Source organism: Pseudomonadota bacterium (assembly GCA_016719885.1).
Taxonomy (GTDB): Bacteria; Pseudomonadota; Gammaproteobacteria.
Genome location: JADJYF010000022.1, coordinates 1 through 23,394, shown reverse-complemented (window position 1 = coordinate 23,394; position 23,394 = coordinate 1). Strand labels below are relative to the sequence as shown.

Below are 23,394 nucleotides of genomic sequence, written 5' to 3'. Positions count from 1 at the left end.
GTGCGGCGCGGCGCGCGACGCCCGGTCTATACTCCGCCCCGCGCCCGAGGACTGTCGATTTCATGTTCCCAATCACCAAGCCGCTTGCTCTCCTGGTGGCGCTCGCCATGGCGCTGGGCGTGGTCGAGGTCGGCGCCGCCGACAAGCCGCGCGCGCCGGGCCTGAACAGCATCCAGCACATCGTGGTGATCTACGCCGAGAATCGCAGCTTCGACAACCTGTACGGCCTGTTCCCGGGCGCCGACGGCATCGCCAACGCCAAGCCCGAGCAATACGAGCAGCGCGATCGCAATGGCGCGCTGCTGCCCTTCCTGCCGCCGGTGTGGCAAAGCCCCGCCGCGCACGGCGCCGCGCCGCGCGCCGATACGCGCTTCCCGGCGCAATTGCCCAACCGGCCGTTCGCCATCGACGATCCCGCCGGCGCCAAGCTCGGCCTCGACGTACCGAGCCGCGATCTCGTGCACCGCTACTACCAGCACATCGAGCAGATCAACGGCGGCAGGCTCGACCAGTTCGCGGCGGTGTCCGATGCCGGCGCCTTGAGCATGGGTCACTACAACGGCGCGAGCCTCGAACTGTGGAAGCTCGCGCAGGAATACACGCTCGCCGATCACTTCTTCATGGGCGCTTTCGGCGGCTCCTTTCTCAACCACTTCTGGCTGGTCTGCGCGTGCACGCCCGAGTACAAGGACGCGCCGCCGGAACTGCGTGCCGAACTCGACGAACAAGGGCGTCTGCGACGCAGCGCCGATTCACCGGCGCGCGCCGTCGATGGGCCGCCGCTTTACGTCGCCGATCGCGCCGTGACACCCGACGGCTACGCGGTCAACACCGTGCAGCCGCCGTTTCAACCGAGCGGCATCGCGCCGCTCGCCAGCGACCCGAGTCGCGCCGATCCGGCCGGCCACCCGCTGCCGCCGCAAACCGCCACCACCATCGGCGACACCTTGAGCGCGCGCAGCGTGACCTGGGCCTGGTATGCCGGCGCATGGCGCGATGCGCAGGCCGATGCCGTGCATGCGCCGGGCGCGCGCAGCGTGATCTACAAGAGCGACAACGGCGCCGCCAATTTCCAAGCGCATCACCAGCCGTTCAATTATTTCGCGAAATACGCACCCGGCACCGCCGAGCGCCTCGCGCACCTGAAGGACGCCGAGGAATTCTTCGAGGCCATCGACTACGGCGCGCTCGAGGAAGTGAGCTTCTACAAGCCGAGCGGCAGACTGAACCAGCATCCCGGCTATACCGACATCGAGTCCGGCGACAAGCACATCGCCGAGGTGGTGCGACGCATCCAGGCCAGCACGCTGTGGCCGTCGACGCTCATCATCATCACCTACGACGAGAACGGCGGCCTGTGGGACCACGTGGCGCCGCCACAGGGCGACCGCTTCGGGCCCGGCACACGCATCCCCGCCATCATCGTCTCGCCCTTCGCGCGCAAGCATTACGTCGACAGCACGGTGTACGACACCACCTCCATCGCCAAGCTCATCACGCGCCGCTACAACCTCGCGCCGCTGCCCGGCGTACGCGCCGCGGTCGGCGATCTCACCGCCGCGCTCGATATCGACACCGCGCCATCCAAGAAGAAGAACAAGAAGAAGAAGGCCGACAAGCGCACGGCGCACGACAAGCGCACGGCCGACGGCAAGCGGGCGCGCGAGCGCCAGCCGCCGCCCAAACAGAAGAAATCGGACCTACAGATCTTTGACTCGCCGTAGCAACAGGTAGGCCGCCGGCAGCACGAACAAGGACAACAGCGGCGCGCTCAGCATGCCACCCACCATCGGCGCGGCGATGCGGCTCATGATCTCCGAACCGCTGCCGTGGCCCATCATGATCGGCACCAGGCCGGCCACGATCACCGCCACGGTCATGGCCTTGGGCCGCACCCGCAACACCGCGCCTTCACGCACCGCCGCCAGCACCGTGGCCTCGTCGCGCCGCCCGCCATGGGCCTCAAGCGCGTGCTTGATGTACAGCAGCATCACCACGCCGAACTCGGCGGCGACACCGGCCAGCGCGATACAGCCGATGGCGGTCGCGATGGAGAAGTGATAGCCGAGCAGGTACAGGTACCAGATGCCGCCGACCAGCGCGCAGGGCAAAGTCACCATGATCAGCAGGGCCTCGTCGAAACGCGTGAAGATGAGGTAGAGCAGCATGAGGATGATGACCAGCGCGGCCGGCACCACCAGCGTCAGGCGTTCGCGGGCGCGTTCGAAGAATTCGAACTGTCCGGCATAGCTCAAGGTCACGCCGTCCTCGAGTTCGACCTCGCGCGCGACCGCGCGCTGGATGTCGTGCACCACGCTCACCAGGTCGCGGCCATGCGCGTCGATATACACCCAGCCCGACGGCCGCGCATTCTCGCTCTTGATGGCCGGTGGCCCACTGCTGATGAGCACATCCGCGACGCTGGCGAGGGTCAGGCGCTGACCGCCGGGCGCGCTGAACGGCAGTTCGCGCAGCGCCGTCACGGAGTCGCGCAGCTCGCGCGGATAGCGCAGGTTGATCGGGTAGCGCGCGCGGCCGTCGATCACTTCGCCGATGTTCTCGCCGCCGATGAGGTTGCTGACCAGGCGCTGCACGTCGGCGACGCTCATGCCGTAACGCGCGGCATCCATGCGCCGGATGCGCACGTCGATGTAGCGCCCGCCGGTGGCGCGCTCGGCCACCGCCGAGCTCACGCCCGGCACGCTTTGCGCGACCTTGGCGACCGCCGTGCTGGCGCGATCGATGGCGTCCAGCGAAGCGGCCGCCACTTTCACGCCGATGGGACTCTTGATGCCGGTAGCCAGCATGTCGATGCGCGTGCGGATCGGCGCCGCCCACAGGTTGGCGAGGCCCGGCACCTGCACCGCCTGGTCGAGTTCGGCCATCAATTTCTCGGGCGTCATGCCGGCGCGCCACTCGTCACGCGGCTTCAACTTGATGTTGGTTTCGAACATTTCGAGCGGCGCCGGATCGGTCGCGGTCTCGGCGCGACCGGCCTTGCCGAACACGTGTTCGACTTCCGGCACGGCCGCGATCATACGGTCGGTACGCTGCAGGAGAGCGCTGGCCGCGGCCGGCGACAGGCCGGGCAAGGTGGTCGGCATGTAGAGCAGGTCGCCTTCGTCCAGCGCCGGCATGAACTCGGCGCCGAGCTGGCGCAGCGGATGGATGCAGCTCGCCAGCGCCAGCGCCGCCACCAGCAAGGTGGCGCGCGGCCAACGCAGCACGGCGTTCAAGAGCGGCAGGTAGAGCGCGATCAGGAAACGGTTGAGCGGATTGCGCGCTTCGCGCGTGATGTGCCCGCCCATGGCGAAACTCATCAGCACCGGCACCAGGGTCACCGACAGGCCGGCCGCCGCCGCCATCGCATAGGTCTTGGTGAACGCCAGCGGTCCGAACAAGCGTCCTTCCTGCGCTTCGAGGGCGAACACCGGCGTGAACGACAAGGTGATGATGAGCAGGCTCCAGAACAGGGCCGGCCCGACTTCGATGGCCGCCTCGCCCACCAGTTGCACGCGCGCAGGGGCGGCCAGCGTCTGCCCGGGATGGGCGTCCTGCCACAGTTCGAGACGGCGATGGGCGTTTTCCACCATCACGATGGCGGCATCGACCATCGCGCCGATCGCGATCGCGATCCCGCCCAGCGACATGATGTTGGCGTTGATGCCACGGCTTTGCATGATGACGAAGGCGCACAGCACACCAAGCGGCAGGGTGACGATGGCGACCAGCGCCGAGCGCAGGTGCATGAGGAACAGCCAGGTCACCAACGCCACCACCAGCAGCTCCTCGCCGAGCTTGTTCTTGAGGTTGTCGATGGCGCGTTCGATGAGTTGCGAGCGATCGTAGACCGTCACGACCTCGACGCCGTCCGGCAGGCTGGGAGCGAGTTCGGCGAGGCGTCGCTTGACCGCGGCGATGGTGGTGCTGGCGTTGCGACCAGCGCGCAGCAACACCACGCCGCCAACCGCTTCGCCTTCGCCGTCGAGCTCGGCAATACCGCGCCGCGGCTCGGGGCCGAGCGCGATGCGCGCGACATCACGCAGCAACAACGGCGTGCCGTTGGCGCCGAGGCCGAGCGGTATGGTTTCGAAGTCCGCGAGCGTGCGCAGGTAGCCGCTGGCGCGCACCATGTATTCGGCTTCGGCGAGTTCGACCACGCCGCCGCCCGCTTCCTGGTTGGCGGCACGCACCGCGCTCATCACCGTATCGACGCCGATGCCGCGCGCCAGCATGCGCTCGGGATCGAGCTGGACCTGGTATTGGCGCACCATGCCGCCGATGGTCGCGACCTCCGCCACATCGGGCAGCGCCTTCAATTCGAAACGCAGCAGCCAGTCCTGCACGGCACGCAGTTCCGAGAGATCATGTCGGCCGCTGCGATCGACCAGCGCGTATTGAAATATCCAGCCGACGCCGCTCGCGTCCGGCCCCAGCACCGGCGTCACGCCCGCCGGCAAGCGACCCTGCAGCTGGTTGAGGGTTTCCAGCACGCGCGCCCGCGCCCAGTACAGATCGGTGCCATCGGCGAACACCACGTACACGAACGAATCGCCGAACGCGGAATAACCGCGCACGCTCTTGGCGCCCGGCACCGCCAGCAGGGTGGTGGTGAGTGGGTAAGTCACCTGGTCTTCGACGATCTGCGGCGCCTGGCCGGCCCAGGTGGTGCGCACGATCACCTGCACGTCGGACAGGTCGGGCAAGGCGTCTATCGGTGTCGCGCGCAGCGACACGAGGCCCCATAGCGCCAGGCCCAGGCTTGCCAGCAGTACCAGCAGGCGCCGCTGCAAGGACCACGCGATGATGTTGGCAATCATGGCGCATGGCCCTCGTGCATGGCCGGCATCTCCGGCGCCACGCCCTTGAGACTGGCGTCGGCATCGAGCAGGAATTGCGCACTGGCGGCGACCGTCACGCCCGCCTCCAGCCCGTGCAGGATCTCGACCTGGCCCTCGGCTTCGCGTCCGGCATGCACCACGCGCGGCGCGTAGCGGCCGTCATCGGTGACGATGATCACGCGATCCTGTTGGCCGCCGCGGATCAGCGCCGCACTCGGCACCAGCACCACTTCATCGCCGCGCGGCGCGGCCAGCGTCACCCGCGCGCTCAAGCCGGGACGCAGGCGGCCATCGGCGTTGGCGAAGCTGACGCGCACCCGCACGCTGCGCGTGGCGCTGTCGGCGGCGGGCAGGATGCTCGCCACTTCGCCGCGGAACACCGTGCCGGCATAGGCGGCGAGCTCGGCGCGCACCTCGGCGCCGACGCGTACGCTCTCGGCGAGCTGCTCCGGCACCGCCACCTCCAGCCACACCGGGTCGATGCCATTGATGGTTGCGAGCGGCTCGCCGGCCGCCACGCGCATGCCGCTACGCACGTCCAGCGTGGTGATGACGCCGGCCAGTGGGCTGGTGAGGGTGACGAGCGCCTCGCTCTTGCGTGTCTGCTCCACGCGCGCAATCAGGTCAGCGGACATGCCGAGCAGGCGCAGGCGCGTGCGCGCCGCGTCCGCCAGGCGCGCATCGCCCAATTCCAGCACGGCGAGGAATTCCTGCTGCGCGCTGCCCCAGTCCGGCAGCAACAGCGTGACCAAGGGCGCACCGCGCGCGACGACGTCGCCGGGCGCACGGCCATGGACGCGTTCGACGAAACCGTCGACGCGCGCCTGCACATTGGCGACATCGCGCTGGTTGTACTGGAATTCACCGACTGCCTCGATGCGCGACTCGAGATGGCCGCGTGTCGCTTGCACGGTGCGCAGCCCGAGGCGACGCGGCAGGTCCGCATCGAGCTTGATGGCGCCGCCGGCGGCTGGCGCATCGCTCGCGGTCATGGCCGGCTCGGCGTAGCGCGGCACGAGATCCATGTCCATGAAGGGCGAACGGCCCGGCTTGTCGAAATGCTGGTCCGGTTTCATCGGGTCGTACCAGTACAGCACCTTGCGCTCGGCCGGCGTCGGCGCGGCGGCCGGCGAGGCGCTCGGCGTGGCGTTGTCGACGGTCTTGCCGCCACGGCCGATGACCAGGCCGACGGCAATGCCGAGCGCCAGTATCACCAGCATCATCAGGGCCGACTTCGCGAACCCCTGGGTGCCCTGCTCAGTCATGTTCGCCACCCTCGTAACGGAAATAGATGCCGGCCGCGGCCATGGTCAGCGCGGCATCGAGATTGAGCGCATCGAAGCGCAGGTTCGCCAGTTCACGACGCGCGGCCAACAGCTCGGCGAGGCTGGCCTCGCCGGCGGCGTAGGCACGGTAGGCGAGCGACAAGGCCTGCTCGGCGAGCGGCAAGCGCGCGTCGCGCATGCGTTGGCGCTGTTGCGCGAGGCGCTGGTAGTCAGCGAGATCCCGCTCGAGTTCCGCTTCGTGCACACGTAGCGCGGCGGCGAGATCGTCGTTCATGGCGGCGACGTCGGCGGCGCGCGCCGCGATGGTCGGGTCCTGGCGCCGCGCGCTGAACAAGGGCAGGTCTATGGAGACTTCCGCCGACACCATTTCGCCGTAGCGCGGGCCGCGATGCTGGTAGGCGAGTTCGACGTTCCAGTCGGGACGCTTGGACGCTTCGGCTTCACGCAAGGCGGCGCTGGCGGCGGCCACGCGCGCGTCGTAGACGCGCAGGTCGGGGTGTTGCTCGAGGTGCGCGCGCAGATGCGCGGCATCGATGTCGATGGCCGGCACGGCGGCGCCCGCCTTGATCACCGCCGGGCGTCCCAACACGCGCCGCAGTTCGGCGTTGGCGGCCGCCTCGGCGGCCAGCAACTCGTCGCGCTGGTCGGCGAGCAGCAAGGCTTCGCGGCGCGCCGCCAACAGCTCGGCGCTGGCCGCCGAGCCGCCGGCGTAACGCGCGGCGGTGGTCTTCTCGAGCAACGCGTTCTCGTGCGTGAGTTCGTCCTGCAAGGCCAGTCGCGCGACGCTGTAATAGGCCGCCAGCCACGCCAGCGCGGCATCCTTGCGCACCGTCAGGCGTTCGGCGCGGGCGACGAACTCGGCGTCGGCGATGGCGGCCTGCGCTTCGGCGACGCGCGCCTTGCGTTTGCCCGCGTTCGGCCATTCCTGGCTCACGCCCACGCGCTGCATGGTCATGAAGTCGCGTCCCAGCGACCAGTCATCGGCGCCGGTGACTGGCAGGTTGTCGAGCCCGACGATTAATTTCGGGTCGGGCAATTCGCCGGCCGCGATGGCCGCGTGACGCGCCGCCGCGTCGCGTGCGCCGGCCGCCGCGAGGCTGGGCGCATTGCTCTCGGCGACCGCCAGCGCTTCGTCGAAGCCCACCGACACACTGTCCGCGGCGCCAGCGCACCACGGCATCAAGGCCCCGAGCAGGGCCGCTATAAATCTTTTCATGACACGCCAACTCCACGACGAACCGTGCGCACAGGCACGGCGACGACGGCGCCCCGTGATCACGGGTCACCGCGACGGCACGCGGAATCAGCTCAAGCGCGGAGGTCGCCAGAGACCGGCGACGGTGGAATCGAGGAGGAAATCGACGCCTTGCAGCGTGATGCCCTGGGCGTCACCGGCCTCTGCCAGCGGCAGCTCGGTCACGGCCAGCGAGGTCGAGAGATCATCGCACATCGCACAATGACCACCGTTCTTGCATGTCGCCTTGGCGGCGGCGTGCATGGCCTTGCAGTGCTCGGCCATGGTCATGGCGTGTTCGCCCTGCCCGGCCTGCGTGCCGTGCATGTCGCCCTGCATGTGCATGGCGCAGCCGCTCTGCCCTTCACGCGCGAAACCCGCCAAGCCCATCACCGGCAGCGTGGCCAGCAACAGGGCAATGACGATGCGGTGGAAACGACGAAGCATGGCGTTGAACGGGTATGGATGTTGATGCCTGGGTAGCGTGCGCGGGAACCAAAGACTTGATGGCGATGCTCTATGACTATTTCAAGCCTAGCCTGTTTGCCAGCGCTGCGCCAACGACAGCGGTCAAGCGCGCTTGAGCGGCCCCATGGCCCCCTCTATCATCCGCCAACCCGAGCAACGAGGCCGCCCATGTCCGCTGTCACTTCTTCTCCCCTGGTGAGCCTGCTCGCCGGCGCCGACCACGCGCCCGCGCTCGGCGCACCCGGCCGCGTCACCAGCAGCTACGGCGCATTGCGCGCGCAGATTGGCCAGGTTGGCGCCGATCTCGCACGCGTCGGCATCGGCGCCGACGATCGCGTCGCCATCGTGCTGGCCAATGGCCCGGCCATGGCGAGTTGCTTCGTGTCGGTGGCGGCGGTCGCCACCGCCGCGCCGCTCAATCCCGCCTATCGTGATGCCGAGTTCCAGTTCTACCTCGACGACCTCGCGCCCAAGGCCATGATCCTCGCCGCCGGCGACTCGAGCCCGGCGCGCGATGTCGCGCAACGCGCCGGCATCGCCATCATCGAACTTCACGAAGAGCCGGCCGCCAGCGCCGGCCTGTTCACGCTCGACACGCGCGCCGTCAGCGCGACCGGCGTGCCGCGCGCGCCCGGCATCGACGACGTCGCGCTGGTGTTGCACACCTCGGGTACCACTTCGCGGCCCAAGATAGTGCCGCTGTCACAGGGCAACCTGATGGCCTCGGCGCGCCATATTCCGCGCACGCTGGCGCTCACCGCGGCCGATCATTGCCTGAACATCATGCCGCTGTTCCATATTCACGGCCTGATCGCCGCGGTGCTGTCATCGCTGGCGAGCGGCGGCCAGGTGACCTGCACACCGGGCTTCAGCGCCACCGCCTTCTTCGGCTGGCTGGATGCCGCGCGCCCGAGCTGGTACACGGCCGTGCCGACCATGCACCAGGTGATCCTCGATCGTGCCGAGCGCAATCGCGACATCATCATGCGCGCACCGCTGCGCTTCATCCGCTCCTCGTCATCATCCTTGCCGCCGCCGGTGATGGCGCGCCTGGAGGAAGTCTTCGCATGCCCGGTGCTGGAAGCCTATGGCATGACCGAAGCCGCCCACCAGATGACTTCCAATCCCTTGCCGCCGGCGCCACGCAAGGCCGGCGCGGTCGGCCTGCCGGCCGGGCCGGAAGTTCGCACGCTCGATGCACAGGGCGGATTCTGCGCGGCCGGCGCCGAAGGCGAAATCGTCATTCGCGGCGCCAACGTCACGCGCGGCTACGCCAACAACGAGGCCGCCAACGCCACGGCCTTCGCGCCCGATCCCGAGGGTGGCGCGCCGTGGTTCCGCACCGGCGATCTCGGCGTCATCGACGCCGATGGCTATCTCGCCATCAGCGGCCGCATCAAGGAGATCATCAATCGCGGCGGCGAGAAGATCGCGCCGCGCGAAGTGGACGACGTGCTTTGTGCCCATCCCGATGTGAAACAGGCGGTGACCTTCGCCATCGCCCACGCCAAGCTCGGCGAAGACGTGGCGGCGGCGGTGGTGCTGCGCGACGGCGCGGCGCTCAGCGAACGCGCGCTGCGCGATTTCGCCGCCACCCAGCTGGCCGGCTTCAAGGTGCCGGCGCGGGTGGTATTCGTCGACGAGATCCCCAAGGGCAGCACCGGCAAGCTGACCCGCATTGGCCTCGCCAAGCTGCTGGGCCTCGAATGACGCGCGCCAGCGGCCGATGAAACTCGCGGTCTACGGCGCCGGCGCCATCGGCGGACTCATCGCCGCGCGGCTCGCCGCCAGCGGTGTCGGAGTCTCGCTGGTCGCGCGCGGCGCGCAGCGCGAGGCCATCGTCGAACACGGCCTGCGCCTGCGCAGCGCCGCGGGCGATCTCACCCTGCGCCTGCCCTGCGTCGAAGATCCGGCCGAACTCGGCGCCCAGGACTACGTGCTGATTGCCCTGAAAGCGCACTCGGTGGCGGCGATGGTCGAGCGGCTGCCGGTGCTGTTCCATGCCGACACCGCGGTGATCTGGGCGGTGAACGGTTTGCCCTGGTGGTACTTCCATGGACTCGACGGGCCGTGGCGCGACACGCGCATCACCAGCGTCGATGCCGATGGTCTGCTGGCGCGCACCATCGAAGCGCGGCGCATCATCGGCTGCGTGGTCTACCCCGCCTGCGAAGTGGTGGCACCCGGCGTCATTCAACACATCGAAGGCGATCGCTTCACGCTTGGTGAACCGTCGGGCGAGAAGACCGCGCGCGTCACCGCCTTGTCCGATGCGCTGCGCCATGCCGGCTTCAAGGCACCGGTGCGTCGCGAGATCCGCGACGAACTGTGGATCAAGCTGTGGGGCAACCTGAGCTTCAATCCCATCAGCGCCCTGACCGGCGCGACCCTCGACGTGATCTGCGCCGATCCCGGCACCCGCGCGGTGGCGCGCGCCATGATGGTCGAAGCGCAAACCATCGCCGAAGCCCTGGGCGTGAAATTTCCCATCGATGTCGACAAGCGCATCGCCGGCGCGGCGGCGGTCGGCGCGCACAAGACCTCGATGCTGCAGGACCTCGAACGCGGACGCCGGCTCGAAACCGATGCCCTGGTGGCGGCGGTGGCGGAGCTCGGTCGCCTGGTCGGCGTCGCCACGCCGACCATAGACACCGTGCTGGCGCTGGTCGAAGCGCGCGCGCGGGTGGCGGGGTGTGGTTGATGCGCGTGCTGGGGATGTCGGTGTGCGAATAAATTCGCACCTACAGGGGCGGGATGCCATCGCCGTCGCTGTAGGTGCGAATTCATTCGCACATTCCACCTGTGCGACCGCCCTCAGCTCAAGGTCGCGGTCATGGCCTGGTCCACCAGCAGGGTACCGAGACCCGAGGTCCAGGTATCGTAGGTGTGACCGTGCTCGACTTCGGTCTCGCCGACCTGCAGCACCCATCCCTGACCGCTGGAGGTCACGCTGTCGCCGGCATTGCCGGTCAGCATCAGGGTGTCGGTGGTCGGTGACATCGCCAGCACGTCGCTCAAGTTCAAGGTAATGCTGTTGTCGCCGGTGCCGGTGAGATTGATCTCTTCGATGCCGGTGATGAGACCGTCGGCGACGGTCGACAGGTCGAGATTCACGCCACTGCCGTCGATGACCAGGGTGTCCTCGCCGGCACCGCCGTCGACGCGGCTGTCGTCGGCGTCGTAATGCAGGCGGTCGTCGCCGGCCGCGCCATGCAGCAGGTCGTGGCCGCTGCCGCCGCGCAGGTCATCATCGCCGGCACCGCCATTGAGGCGGTCGTCGCCGGCCTCGCCGTTCAGCGTGTCGTCGCCGGCGCCAGCGGTCAGGCGGTTGCCGCCGCTGTTGCCGGTCAGCACATTGTCGCCGCTGTTGCCGTTGCCGTTGAGAGCGCCAGTGCCGATCAATGACAGGCGTTCCTGGTGGTTACCGAGGCCGTAGGACACCGAACTGACGACGCGGTCGATGCCCGCGTCGCTGCTGCTCTTGCCGATCTCGTCGATACGATCGATGACGTAGGTGTCATTGCCGACGCCGCCGGCCAGGAGGTCGCGACCGAGCCCGCCGGTCAGGCGATCGTCGCCGCGGCCGCCGCGCAGGTCGTCGTTGCCGGTACCGCCGAACAGGCGGTCGTCGCCGGCATCGCCGGCCAGCGAATCGTCGCCGACGCCGCCCTTGAGGGTGTCATCACCGGTGCCGCCAACCAGGTCGTCGTCGCCGCGGCCACCGTCCAGTACATCGTCACCGCCGCCGCCACGCAGATCGTCGCTGCCGCGATCGCCGTGCAACACGTCGTCGTCATCACCGCCGTTGCGACGGCGCAGAAAATCATCGATACGCTTCTTCATGTCCTTCCATCCTCATGTTCTGTACGACCGCGCGGGCCGCCGTCAATGCCGCGCACTATGCCGAGCGCCGAGCACTGCCATGGTGACCCGGGTCACCAAAAAGATCGCGCGGCGCCACCGGAATGCCGATGCCTTCTCAATTCGACGTTCATGCACGGCACGCGCGTCGCTTCGAACATGTATCTCGGGACGCGCGTGCGGAGTTCAAGGCCGCCCGCCGTGGTGGCAGCGGGTTGTGTGACGGGATGGGTGTTTCGCGCGCGTCGCGCTCAGCGCTCGGCCTCGAACACCAGGCGCATGCCGAGCAGGGTGTAACGCGACTCCGGCGGGTTCCAATTGCGAAAGCCGCAGCGCGCGTACAGCGACCAGCTGTGCCAGGCGCCGCCACGGCGCACGTAGCGCGTGCCGCTTGGCGGCCCAGTGGGGTCGGCCGCCGGTGAACGCGCATAGGTGTCGGCGCCGTACCAGTCGCCGACCCATTCCCACACGTTGCCGAGCATGTCGTAGACGCCGAAGGCGTTGGGCGCAAAGCGCCCGACCGGCGAAGTGAAGGCGTAGCCATCGTGGCCCGGCAACGCCCACTCCTGCCAACGTGGCCAGTTGACCGCGGCATCGGCGTCGAAGGTGTTGGCGATGGCGAGCAGGCCTTGCGGGTCGTCGCCGTTGGGAAAGGTCGTATTGCTGCCGGCGCGGCAGGCGTACTCCCATTCGGCTTCGGTCGGCAGGCGGTAATGGCGCCCTTCCTTCACGCTGAGCCATCTCGCCATCGCCACCGCGTCATTCCAGCTGACGTTGACCACCGGTTCATCGTCGCCCTGTTTGAAGCCAGGATTGGTCCACGAATATTTCGGGTCGCGACCTTCGAAGGCATCGCCGCGCACGGTCTTGTCCGGATCGTAATCCGGGTTGTAGCCATAGCCGCCGGTGCGATCGGCGATCGATTCAGGCACATGGCCGGATTGTTCCAAGTAACGACGGAACTGCCCCACCGTCACCTCGTGCTGTCCGAGATAGAACGGGCGCGAGATGCGCACGCGATGGGCCGGCGCTTCGTCGTCAATCTTGCCGAGACGCTGCTTGTCGTAAGCGGGAAAGTGCTTCGCAAGATCGTCCGGCGTCGCATCGCTGCCCATGGTGAAGTCGCCGGCGGGAATGCGCACGAACTTCATGCCGAGCGAATTCTCCACCACCTCGGGCGCGGCCCGCGCAACGCTCGCCGCCAACAGGAAAAGCAGCAGCGCCGCACGGCGCGCCCATGACATCTTCACACGCATTGCAGTACTCCAGTCACCAGGCGTGGCCCGGCGCCACGCCCACGCGGCGTCGTCAGCCGGGAAATTCGTCGAGGTAACGCCGCGCGAGACGCAGCGTGCCGGCGGTATAGGGCAAGCCCAGTTCGCGCGCCAGATCGGTTTCACCGTGGGAACCGATCCAGGCCAGGATGGCCATGCGACGCAGCATCAGGAAAGTCGGGATCTCGCGTTCCTCCGCCGCGCTGAGCGGCGCCACGCTGCGATAACCCGCCACCCACGCCGTCAGCAGGGTGGCCAGGTCTTCACGTTCTTCCATGAAGCTGACCGCGGTCGCGATGTCGTACAGGTACCAGCCGAGGCCGGCGTCGTCGAAATCGATCACGCGCGTATCGTCGGCGGTCACCAGCAGGTTGGCGAGGCGCAGATCCGCGTGGATGAGACCAAAGCGCGTATCGTCCATGCCGAAGGCTTCGAGCCGCACGCCCATCTTGTCCACCATCTGCTCGAGCAGGTCGATGGCGGCGGCGTCGAGTCCGAGGCCATTGCGCCAATCGCCCCAGTTGCCACGCTTGCCGACCGCGCCTTCGAAGTCCCACACCAGGCGTTCGAAATAGTCGGGCCGTTGCCAGCTGCGCGCATGGGCGTGCATGCGCGCGGCGATCGCGCCCAGGCGTTTGAACGGTTCGATGAGCGAGTCCTGGGCCGGCTCCGCACCGGCGATGAAGGCGAACATCACGGCCTGGCGCTGTTCATCGAGCTCCGGGCAGGCGATGGTCTGGATCAGTTCACCGTCCAGCGCCGGCATGGCCTGCGGCGTCTCGACGCCGGCGTCTTCCTTCAAAGCCTTCATCCACGCCAGTTCAGTGCGTATCGCATCGATGCTGTGATAGCCGGTGCGATGCACGCGCAGGATCAGTGGCTCGGGATGGGCGTCATCGTCGATGCGGTAGGTGGCGTTTTCCGAGATGTTGAGCAGCGTGATGCGCGCGCCCGGCGTCACGCCCCAGCGCGGCGCCGCGCGCGCCGCCACCGTCGCGAGATGCGCGCGCCGTTGCGCTTCGTCGAGTTGCTCGAATGGCGTGGTCATGGCCGACAGCCCCTTGCCCGGTCAGTCCTCAGTCGACTTCGATTAAATCATTCCGGCGCGGATATTTCATCGGTTATCCTGCCGTGGACGAGACTCATCTTGAAGCTTGGGGAGGATGCGGGATGTTGACGTCGATAGCCGGTCGCGTGGTGCTGGTGACGGGAGCGAGCAAGGGCATAGGCAAGGGCATCGCGCGCGTGTTCGCGCGTCACGGCGCGCGGGTGATGGTGGTCTCGCGCCATCTCGCCGAGGCCGAGGCCTGCGCGGCGGAACTCGGCCAGGGAGCGCGCGCCTGCGCGGCCGATGTCAGCGACTGGACGTCGTGCCAGGCGATGGCGCAGGCGACGCTCGACGCCTTCGGCGCCATCGACGTGCTGTGCGCCAACGCCGGCATGTTCCCGCAGACCAAGATTGAGCACATGGACGTCGCCGAATGGGACGCGGTGATGGCGACCAATCTCAAGGGCAGCTTCCTGGCGGTGAAAGCCTGCCTGCCCCATCTCAAGAAATCCGACCAGGCGCGGGTGGTGCTGACCTCCTCCATCACCGGCCCCATCACCGGCTTTCCCGGCTGGACCCACTACGGCGCCAGCAAGGCCGGCCAACTCGGCTTCATGCGCACCGCCTGCATCGAACTCGCGAATTTCGGCATCACCATCAACGCGGTGTTGCCCGGCAATATCGTCACCGAAGGTCTCGCCGACCTCGGTGAGGACTACTTGAAGACCATGGCCGCCTCGATTCCCTTGAAGCGGCTCGGATCGGTGGACGATGTCGGCAACGCCGCCTTGTTCCTGGCCTCCAAGGAAGCGGCCTACATCACCGGCCAGACCATCGTCGTCGATGGCGGGCAGGTGCAACCGGAAAGCCTGGAAGCCTTGAACGCCTGAACGGCGTGCCATCACCGAGTAACGAGGAAGACATCATGAGCGCCAGTCCGTCCCTGCCCAGCCGCCTTCATCACACCGCCGCCGTGACGCGCGATCTGGAAGCCACGCGGCACTTCTACGAAGACCTGCTTGGCCTGCCCCTGATCGCGACCTGGTGCGAGAAGGAAACCCTGCTCGGCAAGATGCGCACCTACTGCCACGCCTTCTTCGGCATCGGCGACGGCGGCGCGCTGGCCTTCTTCCAGTTCGCCGATGCGGCCGATCACGATGAACTCGCGCCCGACATGCCGTTCTGCCTGTTCCAGCACCAGGCTTACAAGGTCGATGCCGAAACCCAGGCCGCCATCAAGGCGCGCGTGCTGGCGGCGGGTTACACCGAGCCGCGCTTCATGGAACTCGAGCACGGCTACTGCCATTCGATCTACATCACCGATCCGAACGGCTGCATCATCGAGTTCACGGTCGATTCCGCGGACGGCCTCAACATCGCGCCGGCGCGGCGCGCCTCGGCGCATGCCGATCTGAAACGCTGGCTGGCGGGCGACCACACGCCCAACAACGTGCTGCGATGAGCGATACCGCCACCCTGCTCGCGCGCCGCGCGAAACTGCTCGGCGCCAAGGCGCCGCTGTTCTACGACGCGCCCTTGCACATCGTGCGCGGCGAAGGCGTATGGCTGTACGACGTCGACGGGCGCCGCTATCTCGATGCCTACAACAACGTGCCGCTGGTCGGGCATTGTCATCCCGAAGTAGTCGAAGCGCTGGCGCGCCAGGCCGGCACGCTCAACATCCACACCCGCTACCTGCACGAAACCATCCTCGATTACGGCGAACGCCTGGTGGCGAAGTTCGACCCGTCGCTGTCGATGATCCTGTTCGTGTGCACCGGCAGCGAGGCCAACGACCAGGCCCTGCGCATCGCGCGCTGCCATACCGGCAAGCAGGGCATCGTGTGCACCAATCTCACCTACCACGGCAACACCACGGCGGTCGACGCGGTGTCGCCGCTGTTTTACGGCGCCGCCGCGCCGCCCCATGCCGAAGTGCGCACCATTCCCTATCCCGACAGCTACCGCGCGCCGCAAGGTTTGACGGGCGAGGCGCTGTGCGATTACTACATCGCGGCACTCGAACGCGCGATTGCCGATCTCGAGGCGAGCGGCGTCGGCTTCGCCGGCCTCCTGTTGTGTTCAATCTTCGCCAACGAAGGGCTGCCCGATGTGCCGCCGGGCTTCATGCGCCGCGCGGTGGAGGTGGTGCATGGCGCCGGTGGCCTGTTCATCGCCGATGAAGTGCAGGCCGGCTTCGGTCGCACCGGGCGCATGTGGGGGTACGAAGCGATGGGCGTGGTGCCGGACATCGTCACCCTCGGCAAGCCCATGGGTAACGGCCATCCGCTCGCCGCCGTGGTGGCGCGCGCCGACCTCGTCGAGGAATTCCGCGAACGCGTGTTCTACTTCAACACCTTCGGTGGCAACCCGGTGTCCTGCGCGGTCGGCGCCAAGGTGCTGGAGATCCTCGAACGCGACCGGCTCATGGACAACGCGCGCGCGGTGGGCGAACACCTGCGCACGGGTCTGCGTGCACTCGCTGCGCGGCATGCCATCATCGGCGACATCCGCGGCCAGGGCCTGTGGGTCGGCGTCGAACTGGTGCGGGACCGCGCCAGCAAGGCGCCCGCCAGCGCCGAAGCGCAGCGCGCCATCAATCTCATGAAAGACCGCGGCGTGTTGATGGGCCGCATCGGCGAGTTCGACAACGTCTTGAAGATGAGGCCGCCGCTGCCGATCCAGACCGAACACGCCGACCTGCTGCTGGGCGCGCTCGACGAGGTGCTGGGCGCGTTGTGAACCATGCTGCTCAACGATGAACAACAGGCCCTGCGCGCCGGCGCACGGGTCTTTGCCCAGACCGAGATAGCGCCCCACGCCGGGCGCTGGGAACGCGAGCAGCGCGGCGTGCCGGCGGGCGTGCTGCGCGACATGGCCGCGCTCGGTTATTTCGGCATGCTGGTGCCCGCCGAACTCGGCGGCAGCGGCCTCGACATGCTGTCCTATGCCCTCGTCACAGAAGAGTTCGCCGCCGCCGACTGCGGTCTCACCAACCTCATGAACGTGTCCAACTCGCCGGTGTCGACGGCGCTGCGCGATCATGGCACGGCCGCGCAACATGCGCGCTGGTTGAAGCCGCTCGCGCGCGGCGAACTGCGCGGCTGCTTCCTGCTGACCGAGAGCCATGCCGGTTCGGATGCGGCCGCCATCACCACGCGCGCCGAGCGGCGCGGCCAGCGCTGGGTATTGAATGGCGCCAAGCATTTCGTCACCGCCGGCGCCAGCGCGCAGCTCGCGATGATCATCGCGGTCACCGACGCCAGCGCCGGCAAGCGCGGCATCAGCGCCTTCCTGGCACCGACCGACACGCCGGGTTACCGCGTCGCACGGCTCGAAGACAAGCTCGGGCATCGCAATTGCGATACCGCCGAAGTGCGGCTGGAAGATCTCGAACTCGACGACGACGCCGTGCTCGGCGCGGTCGGCGACGGCTATCGCATCGCGCTCGCCTATCTCGAAGGCGGGCGCATCGGCGTCGCCGCCCAGGCCGTGGGCGTGGCGCGCGCGGCGCTGGATGCCGCGCTCGCCTATGCGCGCGAACGCCGGACCTTCGGCCAGGCCATCATCGAACACCAGGCGGTGGGCTTTCGCCTCGCCGCCATGGCCACGCGCCTCGAGGCGGCGCGGCAGTTGACCTGGCATGCCGCGGCCTTGGCGAGCGCCGGCGAATCAGCCTTGCTGGCGGCCTCGATGGCCAAGGCTTTCGCCACCGAAAGCGCCGAACAGGTGTGCTCGGCCGCGCTGCAGACCTTGGGCGGCGCCGGCTACACGCGCGAGCATCCGCTCGAAAAGTACTATCGCGATGCGCGGGTGTTGTCGATCTACGAAGGCACCAATGACATCCAGAATCTCGTCATCGCGCGGGCGCTGGCGCGGGGCGATTGATTGCCCCAGCGGTTGAATACTTGCCTGCAGTCAGGAGACCTGTGGGTGCCCCCCCCCCCCCCCCCCACGCCCCCCCCCCCTTCCCCCCCCCCCCGTCGTCGCCCCGGGGGGCGCGCGCGGGGCCCCCGATGCGGGCGGCCTGCCCGAAAGTCAGCCGAGTTGTGGGTCAGGCTTCAGCCTGACATGGACGCGTACTAGCGAGACTCCAACCACGGGTAACGCGCCGTGTCCTTGCACGCGTAATCCGGGTCGAGGTAGATGAAGACGCGCTGGATGAGGAAGTCGCGGATCTCGAACACGTCGCAAAAGCGCCCGGGCGCGGATTCGGGCTGGCCGGCGCGCCACGCGCCGTCGCGATGTTCGCCGTGACTGGTGCCTTCCACCACCACCAGGTCGCCGCCGGAAAAGATCCAGTTGAAGGTCGCGTAATGATGGGTGATGCCTTTCAAAGTGCTGCCCACCTCGCCGAACATCTTCTCGATTTCGGCGCGGCCATTGGCCAGCCCCCACTTCGGGAAGTAGGCCTGCGCGCGTTCATCGAACAGCGTGAACATCGACTGGCCGTCGGACGTCACGCCGCCCTGGTCCATGGACTTGAAATATTCGAGCGCCACCGACTTGCGCTGTTCGTCGCTCATGCTTTGCCGAGTGATTGCCATTGCTGCGCTCCCGTTCACGCCTTGCGGCCGTGGATGATGCTGTAGCCGCCGGCGAGTTCGCGGCGCTGTATGTCGCCCAGACCGGCATCAGCGAGCCAGCCGCGGTATTCGCTTTCGGTGTAGGCCTGGCCGTCGTCGTAGATGTTGAGGAACATGACGTTGGCGGCCACCGCGTCGAGCGGTGACAGGCGCGTGTCGTCCAGCGTGCGACCGACGATGTACAGGCCACCGCCCGGCTTGAGCGTGGCCGCGCCGTGACGCACGGTGAGGCGCGCATGCTCGGCGCTCATGACCTGCAGCAGCGCGCGCATGATGACCGCGTCGTAGGCGCCGGGCGGCGGCGCGCTGACCAGGTCACATTCGATCACCGTCACGCGCGCGCCGAGTCCGGCCTCGGCCACGCATTCGCGGGCGATGGGCGCGACATTGCCGAGTTCGCCAACGGTGGCGTGCAAGGCCGGCTCGAGTTCGCACAGCGCGATGGCGAGACCACCGGCGCCACCGCCGGCGTCCAGCACCTGCATGGCGCCGCCGATGCCGAAATCCTTGTTGAGGCGGCGCGCCGTGGCGGTGGCGCCGGCGTCCAGCCCGAGCATGAAGGCTTTCAATTCGGCATGGGACATCGCCGCGAAATCATGGCGCGCCTGCGGTTGGCCACTGCGGATCGAGGCGGCGGTATGCAGGCTGGCCGACCACAGGTCGGCATAGGCGCCATGCGTGCCACCGAGGTAGCGCGGCTTGCCCACCACCAGGAATTCATTGCTCTCGGCGGTATTGGCGAAACGCTCGCCGTCGACCTCGAGCAGGCCGCCCACCACCAGCGCGTAGAGCAAGGGCTTGAGCTTGCGCGGCTGCACCGCGAGACGCGCCGCCAGCTCGTCGACGCTCAGCGGCCCTGCGGCCAGCGGCGTGAATACTTCCAGCTGCATGCCAGCCAGCATCGCGAGGGCCGGATACACGTTGCCGAGATGGCGGTTGAAGGTGGTGGGTCTCAAGTCACCCGCGCCGGCTGCTGCGCCCATGCTCGCTCCTTGGTATTCATGAAGGCCCGCGCAACCGTGGCGCGCGAGCGTCTGCATTGAAACGCAAGGCCGGCCGCCGGTAAAGCCGAGCGAACGGGCGGCCGCTAAGGGGCGTTCAAGAATAATGAACTGGAGGGCCGCAATGCCGGCACCTTTGGCTGACGCCCTGCAAGCCACCGGCGTGTTCAGCATCGAACAAATGGAGTTGCGTGGCTTTTCGCGCAGCATGGCCGAACTGCAGTGGCTGCTGGTGGCGCTGGTCACGCTCTATTACGTCGCCCCCACTTCGCCGATCGCGAACCCGCCGCTGTTCATCGGCGCCACCGTGCTGTACGCGGCGAGCGTGTTGATCCATCGCTATTCCGGCCTGTTCCGCACCGAGAGCCGGCTGCGGCTCGCCGTCGAAACCTGGCTGATGGTGACGTTCATCACCTACCTGCTATGGCAGACCGGCAAGAGCGCCAGCCCCTTGCTCAATCTCTACCTGCTGGCGCTGATCATGAGCGGCCTGACCCTCGGCAAGACCACCACGCTGCTGCAGTTGGCGCTGGTGTTGGTCATCTACCTGCAGTTCGATTTCGGCGCCGTCGGTGAACTCAAATTCTCGGGCGCGATGCTCAACGATCTCCTGACGCGCTTCGCGCCCATGGTGTTGACCACCTACCTCGTCATGCAGCTCGCCGCCGACATGAAGTTCTCGCGCATCGCGCTGCAGGCCGTGTCGCAGACCGACGATTTGACGCGGCTGCCCAACCGCCGGGCGTTTCGCGGCATCTTGAGGCGTGAGCACGAGCGCGCGCAGCGTCATGGCCGGCCGTTCGCGGTGCTGATGATCGACGCCGATGGCTTGAAGCCGACCAACGATCAACACGGCCATGCCGCCGGCGATCGGCTGTTGACGACCATCGCCGAGGTCTTGAAGACCGCCCTGCGCGGCACCGACAACTGCGCGCGCCAGGGCGGGGACGAATTCATCGCGCTGCTGCCCGAATCCGATGCGCGCACCGCGCTGGACGCCGCCGAGCGCATCCGCCTGGGTGTCGCCAATACCTCCTTCGACTTCGGCGGCCAGCGCGTGCAATGCACGGTCAGTATCGGCGTGGCGAGCTACCCGGCCGATGGCGCGAGCATCGACGAGCTGCTGTCGGCCGCCGATCGCGCGCTCTACCGCGCCAAGAACGAAGGCCGCGACCGCGTGGTGCTGGCCGCCAGCGTGCCGCCCGGCGCCGCGACCGCCCCGGCGCCTCACAAGCTGACGAGCGTGGCGCCGGCACGGCGCCATCAGCCAAGGTTATGTCTGCCCCAAGGCCACCGACGCGCCCGAGGTCGTGTATCACCCGGCGCGCGTGCATCGGCCCTTGAAGCGCGTCGGCGCGCGCGGCGCCGGTCAATGGCAGCCGATTTCCTGGACCGACGCCATCGCCGAGATCGCGAGCCGCATAGCCGCCATCACCGACGTGCATGGCGCCGAAGGCCTGGCCTACAGCTACGGCCGTTTCGCGGCGGTGACTGGGGCATGGGTGAGCGTTTCCTCAACCGCTTCGGCAGCCCCAACAGCTGCGGCCAGGACAAGGTCTGCTACGGCACCCTGACGCTCGCCGAGTCGCTCACCTATGGCTTCGGCCCCAGCGTGTTCGCGTGGCCGCTCGCGGGCGTCACGCGCTGCATCGTGCTGTGGGGCATGCGTCCCATCGCCTCGGCGCCCTTGCTGTGGCGCGCCATCTCGCGCGCCCATCGCGCCGGTGCGAAGCTCATCGTCATCGATCCCTTGCGCACCCAGGAAGCACAACGCGCCGACCTGTGGCTTGCGCCCTTGCCCGGCAGCGACGCGGCGCTGGCGCTGGCCTTGCTCAAGGTGATGATCGAACGCCGCTGGTTCGATGCCGACTTCGTGCGCGAACAGTGCGTGGGTTTCGAAGCGCTCGCCACGCATCTCGCCGCGCAATCCCTGGCTGAGCTCGCCGCCGAGTGCGCAATCGATGTCGACACCCTGACCGGCGTGGCCGAGGCGATAGGCTGTCACGGGCCGACCGTCATCAATGCCGGCAACGGGCTGTGCCAGAGCGGTACGCCGGCGCTGCACACCGCGCGCCATCGCCAATCTCATCGCCCTCGGCGGCAACCTCGGCCGCGCCGGCGCGCATCAGCTCGCCGGGCCGCCGCGCGACATCCGCGCCAACGGCCGCATGCTCGATGCCGATCATCTGCCGCCGGCGCAACAGGCCAAGCGCCTCGGCGCCGAGCGCTTCGCGTTTCTCGGTCACGGTTACCACGATGTCGACGCAGCGATGGCGCGCGCCTGGCATGGCCATCGTCACGCCTTGAGCTGGATAGCCACCGCCCACGAACCGAGTTTATGGCGCGCCATCACCGACGCCGAACCCTATGCGGTCAAGGCGCTGGTGGTGCAGCACCACAATCCGCTCGGCGCCAATGCCAACGCCGCCGCCGCGGCGCGCGCACTGATGAGCGAGCAACTCGAACTCTTGGTGGTGCAGGATCTCTTCCACACCCCAACCTCGGCGCTGGCTGATTACCTGCTGCCGGCCGCCCATTGGCTGGAGAAACCGTATTTCTCGCTGGGCATCGCCTTCGTCGCGCCGGCCGGTGATTTTGTCGCGGCCAATCACGCCGCACTCGAAACGAACCACGAGCATCACTCCGACTACGACCTGTGGCGCGACCTCGCGCAACATCTGGGCCAGGGCGACGCGTGGCCTCGGCGCGCCGAGGACTTCTACACGCAATGCCTGGCGCCGGCCGGGCTCGACTTCGAGCGCGTGGCGGCGCGCGGCATGTTGGCCGGCGCCGAGGCGCGTCATCCCGATCACGCGGCGGCTTTCACGCCCACGCGTTACGGCACGCCCAGCGGCAAGGTCGAACTGGCGTCGAGCCTGCTCGAACGCTGGGGACAGTCGGCGCTGCCACTGGCCACCCGGCCCGCGCTGTTCGCCGACCGACTGCTATCCGCTGCTGCTCACCAGCGGCGGGCGCGTCGCTCGGAAGCTTTCGTGAAAGTGCAGGCAGCGCGCTTCCGGCGGTAACGCCGCATCCGTGGCACTCCTGCATCCGCACACCACGCGAGGCCGGCATCGTCGACGGCGCGTGGTTCACGATCCACACCGCCCTCGGCCAGGTACGTCACGTCGCGCAACTGTCGGACAAGGTCGCGCCGCGCGTGGTGCAGGCCGATCGCTGGTGGTACCCGGAAGGCACTGACGACCGCGCCGATCCGTTCGGCCTGTGGGCGACCAACATCAATGTCTGCACCGCGGACGACGATGCCAACATCGACCCGGTAATGGGCGCGTGGCTGTTGCGTGGCCTGCCCTGCCGTATCGCGCGCCTCGCCGCGCACCCATCATGAACCACCCTGCCGCGCCGACGCCGCCGCACGACACGGTCGGCGCCTTCGTGCCCCACACGCCGCCGCCGATCGCCGGCACGCCCGGCGGCCCGCTCAGCGGCCTGCGCTTCGCGGTCAAGGACCTGTTCGATATCGAAGGCTACGTGAGCGGCGGCGGCTCTCCGGCGTGGCTCGCCAGCCATGCGCCGGCACGACATACCTCGCCGCTCATCACACGCCTGCTCGCGGCCGGCGCCGACATGATAGGCAAGACCGTGTGCGATGAACTGTTCTACAGCGTGGCGGGCGAGAACGCCCATTACGGCACGCCGCGCAACGTGCGCGCGCCCGGGCGCATCCCGGGCGGCTCTTCATCCGGCTCGGCGGCGGCGGTGGCGGCCGCGCTGTGCGACTTCGCGCTCGGCAGCGATACCGGCGGCTCGGTGCGCGTGCCGGCCTCGTTCTGC

Annotated in this window: 20 protein-coding genes; 11 read left to right on the top strand and 9 right to left on the bottom strand. The window is 68.1% G+C overall.

Features of this window, described 5'->3' with window-relative positions:
• Positions 1–62: 62 nt before the first annotated feature.
• Complete coding sequence (gene acpA / locus IPM80_20290; protein MBK8960693.1) at positions 63–1,724, top strand: acid phosphatase; 1,662 nt, start codon at positions 63–65, stop codon at positions 1,722–1,724.
• Here acpA and IPM80_20285 read toward each other — a convergent pair.
• The 4 genes from IPM80_20285 to IPM80_20270 all read right to left on the bottom strand — a co-directional run bounded on the left by IPM80_20285 (position 1,701) and on the right by IPM80_20270 (position 7,808).
• Positions 1,701–4,820 carry an efflux RND transporter permease subunit gene (locus IPM80_20285; protein ID MBK8960692.1) on the bottom strand — a complete coding sequence of 1,040 codons (3,120 nt, stop codon included), beginning with the start codon at positions 4,818–4,820 and terminating at the stop codon, positions 1,701–1,703. The two genes, acpA and IPM80_20285, sit on opposite strands and share 24 nt — an antisense overlap.
• Entirely contained in the window at positions 4,817–6,106 is a 1,290-nt protein-coding gene (locus IPM80_20280) for an efflux RND transporter periplasmic adaptor subunit (protein MBK8960691.1), read from the bottom strand. The genes IPM80_20285 and IPM80_20280 overlap by 4 nt, the downstream gene beginning before the upstream one ends.
• Complete coding sequence (locus tag IPM80_20275; GenBank protein MBK8960690.1) at positions 6,099–7,343, bottom strand: TolC family protein; 1,245 nt, start codon at positions 7,341–7,343, stop codon at positions 6,099–6,101. The genes IPM80_20280 and IPM80_20275 overlap by 8 nt, the downstream gene beginning before the upstream one ends.
• Before the next feature lie 87 nt (positions 7,344–7,430).
• On the bottom strand, positions 7,431–7,808 hold the full coding sequence (locus IPM80_20270; protein ID MBK8960689.1) for a hypothetical protein: 378 nt from the start codon (positions 7,806–7,808) through the stop codon (positions 7,431–7,433).
• A 189-nt stretch (positions 7,809–7,997) separates the two neighbouring features.
• Between IPM80_20270 and IPM80_20265 the strand changes: the two genes are divergently transcribed.
• Positions 7,998–9,539 carry an AMP-binding protein gene (locus IPM80_20265; GenBank protein MBK8960688.1) on the top strand — a complete coding sequence of 514 codons (1,542 nt, stop codon included), beginning with the start codon at positions 7,998–8,000 and terminating at the stop codon, positions 9,537–9,539.
• Positions 9,540–9,555: 16 nt separating this feature from the next.
• On the top strand, positions 9,556–10,530 hold the full coding sequence (locus tag IPM80_20260; GenBank protein MBK8960687.1) for a 2-dehydropantoate 2-reductase: 975 nt from the start codon (positions 9,556–9,558) through the stop codon (positions 10,528–10,530).
• A 113-nt stretch (positions 10,531–10,643) separates the two neighbouring features.
• Here IPM80_20260 and IPM80_20255 read toward each other — a convergent pair whose 3' ends face one another.
• From IPM80_20255 to IPM80_20245, 3 genes are all read right to left on the bottom strand, one after another.
• Positions 10,644–11,672 carry a hypothetical protein gene (locus IPM80_20255; protein MBK8960686.1) on the bottom strand — a complete coding sequence of 343 codons (1,029 nt, stop codon included), beginning with the start codon at positions 11,670–11,672 and terminating at the stop codon, positions 10,644–10,646.
• 269 nt (positions 11,673–11,941) lie between these two features.
• Positions 11,942–12,946 carry a formylglycine-generating enzyme family protein gene (locus IPM80_20250; GenBank protein ID MBK8960685.1) on the bottom strand — a complete coding sequence of 335 codons (1,005 nt, stop codon included), beginning with the start codon at positions 12,944–12,946 and terminating at the stop codon, positions 11,942–11,944.
• A 52-nt stretch (positions 12,947–12,998) separates the two neighbouring features.
• The gene (locus IPM80_20245; GenBank protein MBK8960684.1) at positions 12,999–14,012 is read right to left on the bottom strand and encodes a phosphotransferase; all 1,014 of its coding nucleotides are present in this window, start codon (positions 14,010–14,012) and stop codon (positions 12,999–13,001) included.
• Between the two features lie 122 nt (positions 14,013–14,134).
• Here IPM80_20245 and fabG point away from each other — a divergent pair, with 122 nt between their 5' ends.
• Genes fabG through IPM80_20225 form a run of 4 tightly spaced genes read left to right on the top strand, consistent with a single transcriptional unit; the run spans position 14,135 to position 17,900 of the window.
• Positions 14,135–14,902, top strand: a complete 768-nt coding sequence (gene fabG / locus IPM80_20240; GenBank protein ID MBK8960683.1) for a 3-oxoacyl-ACP reductase FabG — start codon at positions 14,135–14,137, stop codon at positions 14,900–14,902.
• A gap of 35 nt (positions 14,903–14,937) precedes the next feature.
• Positions 14,938–15,474 (top strand): VOC family protein, encoded by a 537-nt coding sequence (locus tag IPM80_20235; GenBank protein ID MBK8960682.1) that lies wholly within the window; start codon positions 14,938–14,940, stop codon positions 15,472–15,474.
• Positions 15,471–16,754 carry an aminotransferase class III-fold pyridoxal phosphate-dependent enzyme gene (locus IPM80_20230; protein MBK8960681.1) on the top strand — a complete coding sequence of 428 codons (1,284 nt, stop codon included), beginning with the start codon at positions 15,471–15,473 and terminating at the stop codon, positions 16,752–16,754. Before IPM80_20235 ends, IPM80_20230 begins: the two co-directional genes overlap by 4 nt.
• 3 nt (positions 16,755–16,757) lie before the next feature.
• A complete protein-coding gene (locus IPM80_20225; GenBank protein ID MBK8960680.1) occupies positions 16,758–17,900 on the top strand; it encodes an acyl-CoA dehydrogenase family protein in 1,143 nt (380 codons plus the stop codon).
• 194 nt (positions 17,901–18,094) lie between these two features.
• On the opposite strand, the gene IPM80_20220 is transcribed toward IPM80_20225, so the two are convergent.
• Both IPM80_20220 and IPM80_20215 read right to left on the bottom strand, forming a co-directional pair.
• Positions 18,095–18,559 (bottom strand): nuclear transport factor 2 family protein, encoded by a 465-nt coding sequence (locus tag IPM80_20220; GenBank protein ID MBK8960679.1) that lies wholly within the window; start codon positions 18,557–18,559, stop codon positions 18,095–18,097.
• A 14-nt stretch (positions 18,560–18,573) separates the two neighbouring features.
• A complete protein-coding gene (locus IPM80_20215) occupies positions 18,574–19,581 on the bottom strand; it encodes a methyltransferase (GenBank protein MBK8960678.1) in 1,008 nt (335 codons plus the stop codon).
• Between the two features lie 142 nt (positions 19,582–19,723).
• Between IPM80_20215 and IPM80_20210 the strand changes: the two genes are divergently transcribed.
• The 4 genes from IPM80_20210 to IPM80_20195 all read left to right on the top strand — a co-directional run.
• Entirely contained in the window at positions 19,724–22,114 is a 2,391-nt protein-coding gene (locus tag IPM80_20210; GenBank protein ID MBK8960677.1) for a diguanylate cyclase, read from the top strand.
• Positions 22,047–22,625, top strand: a complete 579-nt coding sequence (locus IPM80_20205; GenBank protein MBK8960676.1) for a molybdopterin-dependent oxidoreductase — start codon at positions 22,047–22,049, stop codon at positions 22,623–22,625. The genes IPM80_20210 and IPM80_20205 overlap by 68 nt, the downstream gene beginning before the upstream one ends.
• 134 nt (positions 22,626–22,759) lie before the next feature.
• Positions 22,760–22,948 (top strand): hypothetical protein, encoded by a 189-nt coding sequence (locus IPM80_20200; protein MBK8960675.1) that lies wholly within the window; start codon positions 22,760–22,762, stop codon positions 22,946–22,948.
• Positions 22,945–23,394 (top strand): amidase (locus IPM80_20195; protein ID MBK8960674.1); only part of this gene is annotated, 450 nt, incomplete at its 3' end. The genes IPM80_20200 and IPM80_20195, both read left to right, overlap by 4 nt.

Excerpts from the sequence above, each read along its gene's own strand:
- IPM80_20270 (MBK8960689.1), bottom strand. The coding sequence starts at position 7,808 with ATGCTTCGTCGTTTCCACCGCATCGTCATTGCCCTGTTGCTGGCCACG.
- IPM80_20275 (MBK8960690.1), bottom strand. The coding sequence starts at position 7,343 with ATGAAAAGATTTATAGCGGCCCTGCTCGGGGCCTTGATGCCGTGGTGC.
- IPM80_20235 (MBK8960682.1), top strand. The coding sequence starts at position 14,938 with ATGAGCGCCAGTCCGTCCCTGCCCAGCCGCCTTCATCACACCGCCGCC.
- fabG (MBK8960683.1), top strand. The coding sequence starts at position 14,135 with ATGTTGACGTCGATAGCCGGTCGCGTGGTGCTGGTGACGGGAGCGAGC.
- IPM80_20205 (MBK8960676.1), top strand. The coding sequence starts at position 22,047 with ATGAGCGAGCAACTCGAACTCTTGGTGGTGCAGGATCTCTTCCACACC.
- acpA (MBK8960693.1), top strand. The coding sequence starts at position 63 with ATGTTCCCAATCACCAAGCCGCTTGCTCTCCTGGTGGCGCTCGCCATG.
- IPM80_20230 (MBK8960681.1), top strand. The coding sequence starts at position 15,471 with ATGAGCGATACCGCCACCCTGCTCGCGCGCCGCGCGAAACTGCTCGGC.
- IPM80_20255 (MBK8960686.1), bottom strand. The coding sequence starts at position 11,672 with ATGAAGAAGCGTATCGATGATTTTCTGCGCCGTCGCAACGGCGGTGAT.
- IPM80_20245 (MBK8960684.1), bottom strand. The coding sequence starts at position 14,012 with ATGACCACGCCATTCGAGCAACTCGACGAAGCGCAACGGCGCGCGCAT.
- IPM80_20215 (MBK8960678.1), bottom strand. The coding sequence starts at position 19,581 with ATGGGCGCAGCAGCCGGCGCGGGTGACTTGAGACCCACCACCTTCAAC.
- IPM80_20210 (MBK8960677.1), top strand. The coding sequence starts at position 19,724 with ATGCCGGCACCTTTGGCTGACGCCCTGCAAGCCACCGGCGTGTTCAGC.
- IPM80_20220 (MBK8960679.1), bottom strand. The coding sequence starts at position 18,559 with ATGGCAATCACTCGGCAAAGCATGAGCGACGAACAGCGCAAGTCGGTG.
- IPM80_20250 (MBK8960685.1), bottom strand. The coding sequence starts at position 12,946 with ATGCGTGTGAAGATGTCATGGGCGCGCCGTGCGGCGCTGCTGCTTTTC.
- IPM80_20260 (MBK8960687.1), top strand. The coding sequence starts at position 9,556 with ATGAAACTCGCGGTCTACGGCGCCGGCGCCATCGGCGGACTCATCGCC.
- IPM80_20285 (MBK8960692.1), bottom strand. The coding sequence starts at position 4,820 with ATGATTGCCAACATCATCGCGTGGTCCTTGCAGCGGCGCCTGCTGGTA.
- IPM80_20225 (MBK8960680.1), top strand. The coding sequence starts at position 16,758 with ATGCTGCTCAACGATGAACAACAGGCCCTGCGCGCCGGCGCACGGGTC.
- IPM80_20280 (MBK8960691.1), bottom strand. The coding sequence starts at position 6,106 with ATGACTGAGCAGGGCACCCAGGGGTTCGCGAAGTCGGCCCTGATGATG.
- IPM80_20265 (MBK8960688.1), top strand. The coding sequence starts at position 7,998 with ATGTCCGCTGTCACTTCTTCTCCCCTGGTGAGCCTGCTCGCCGGCGCC.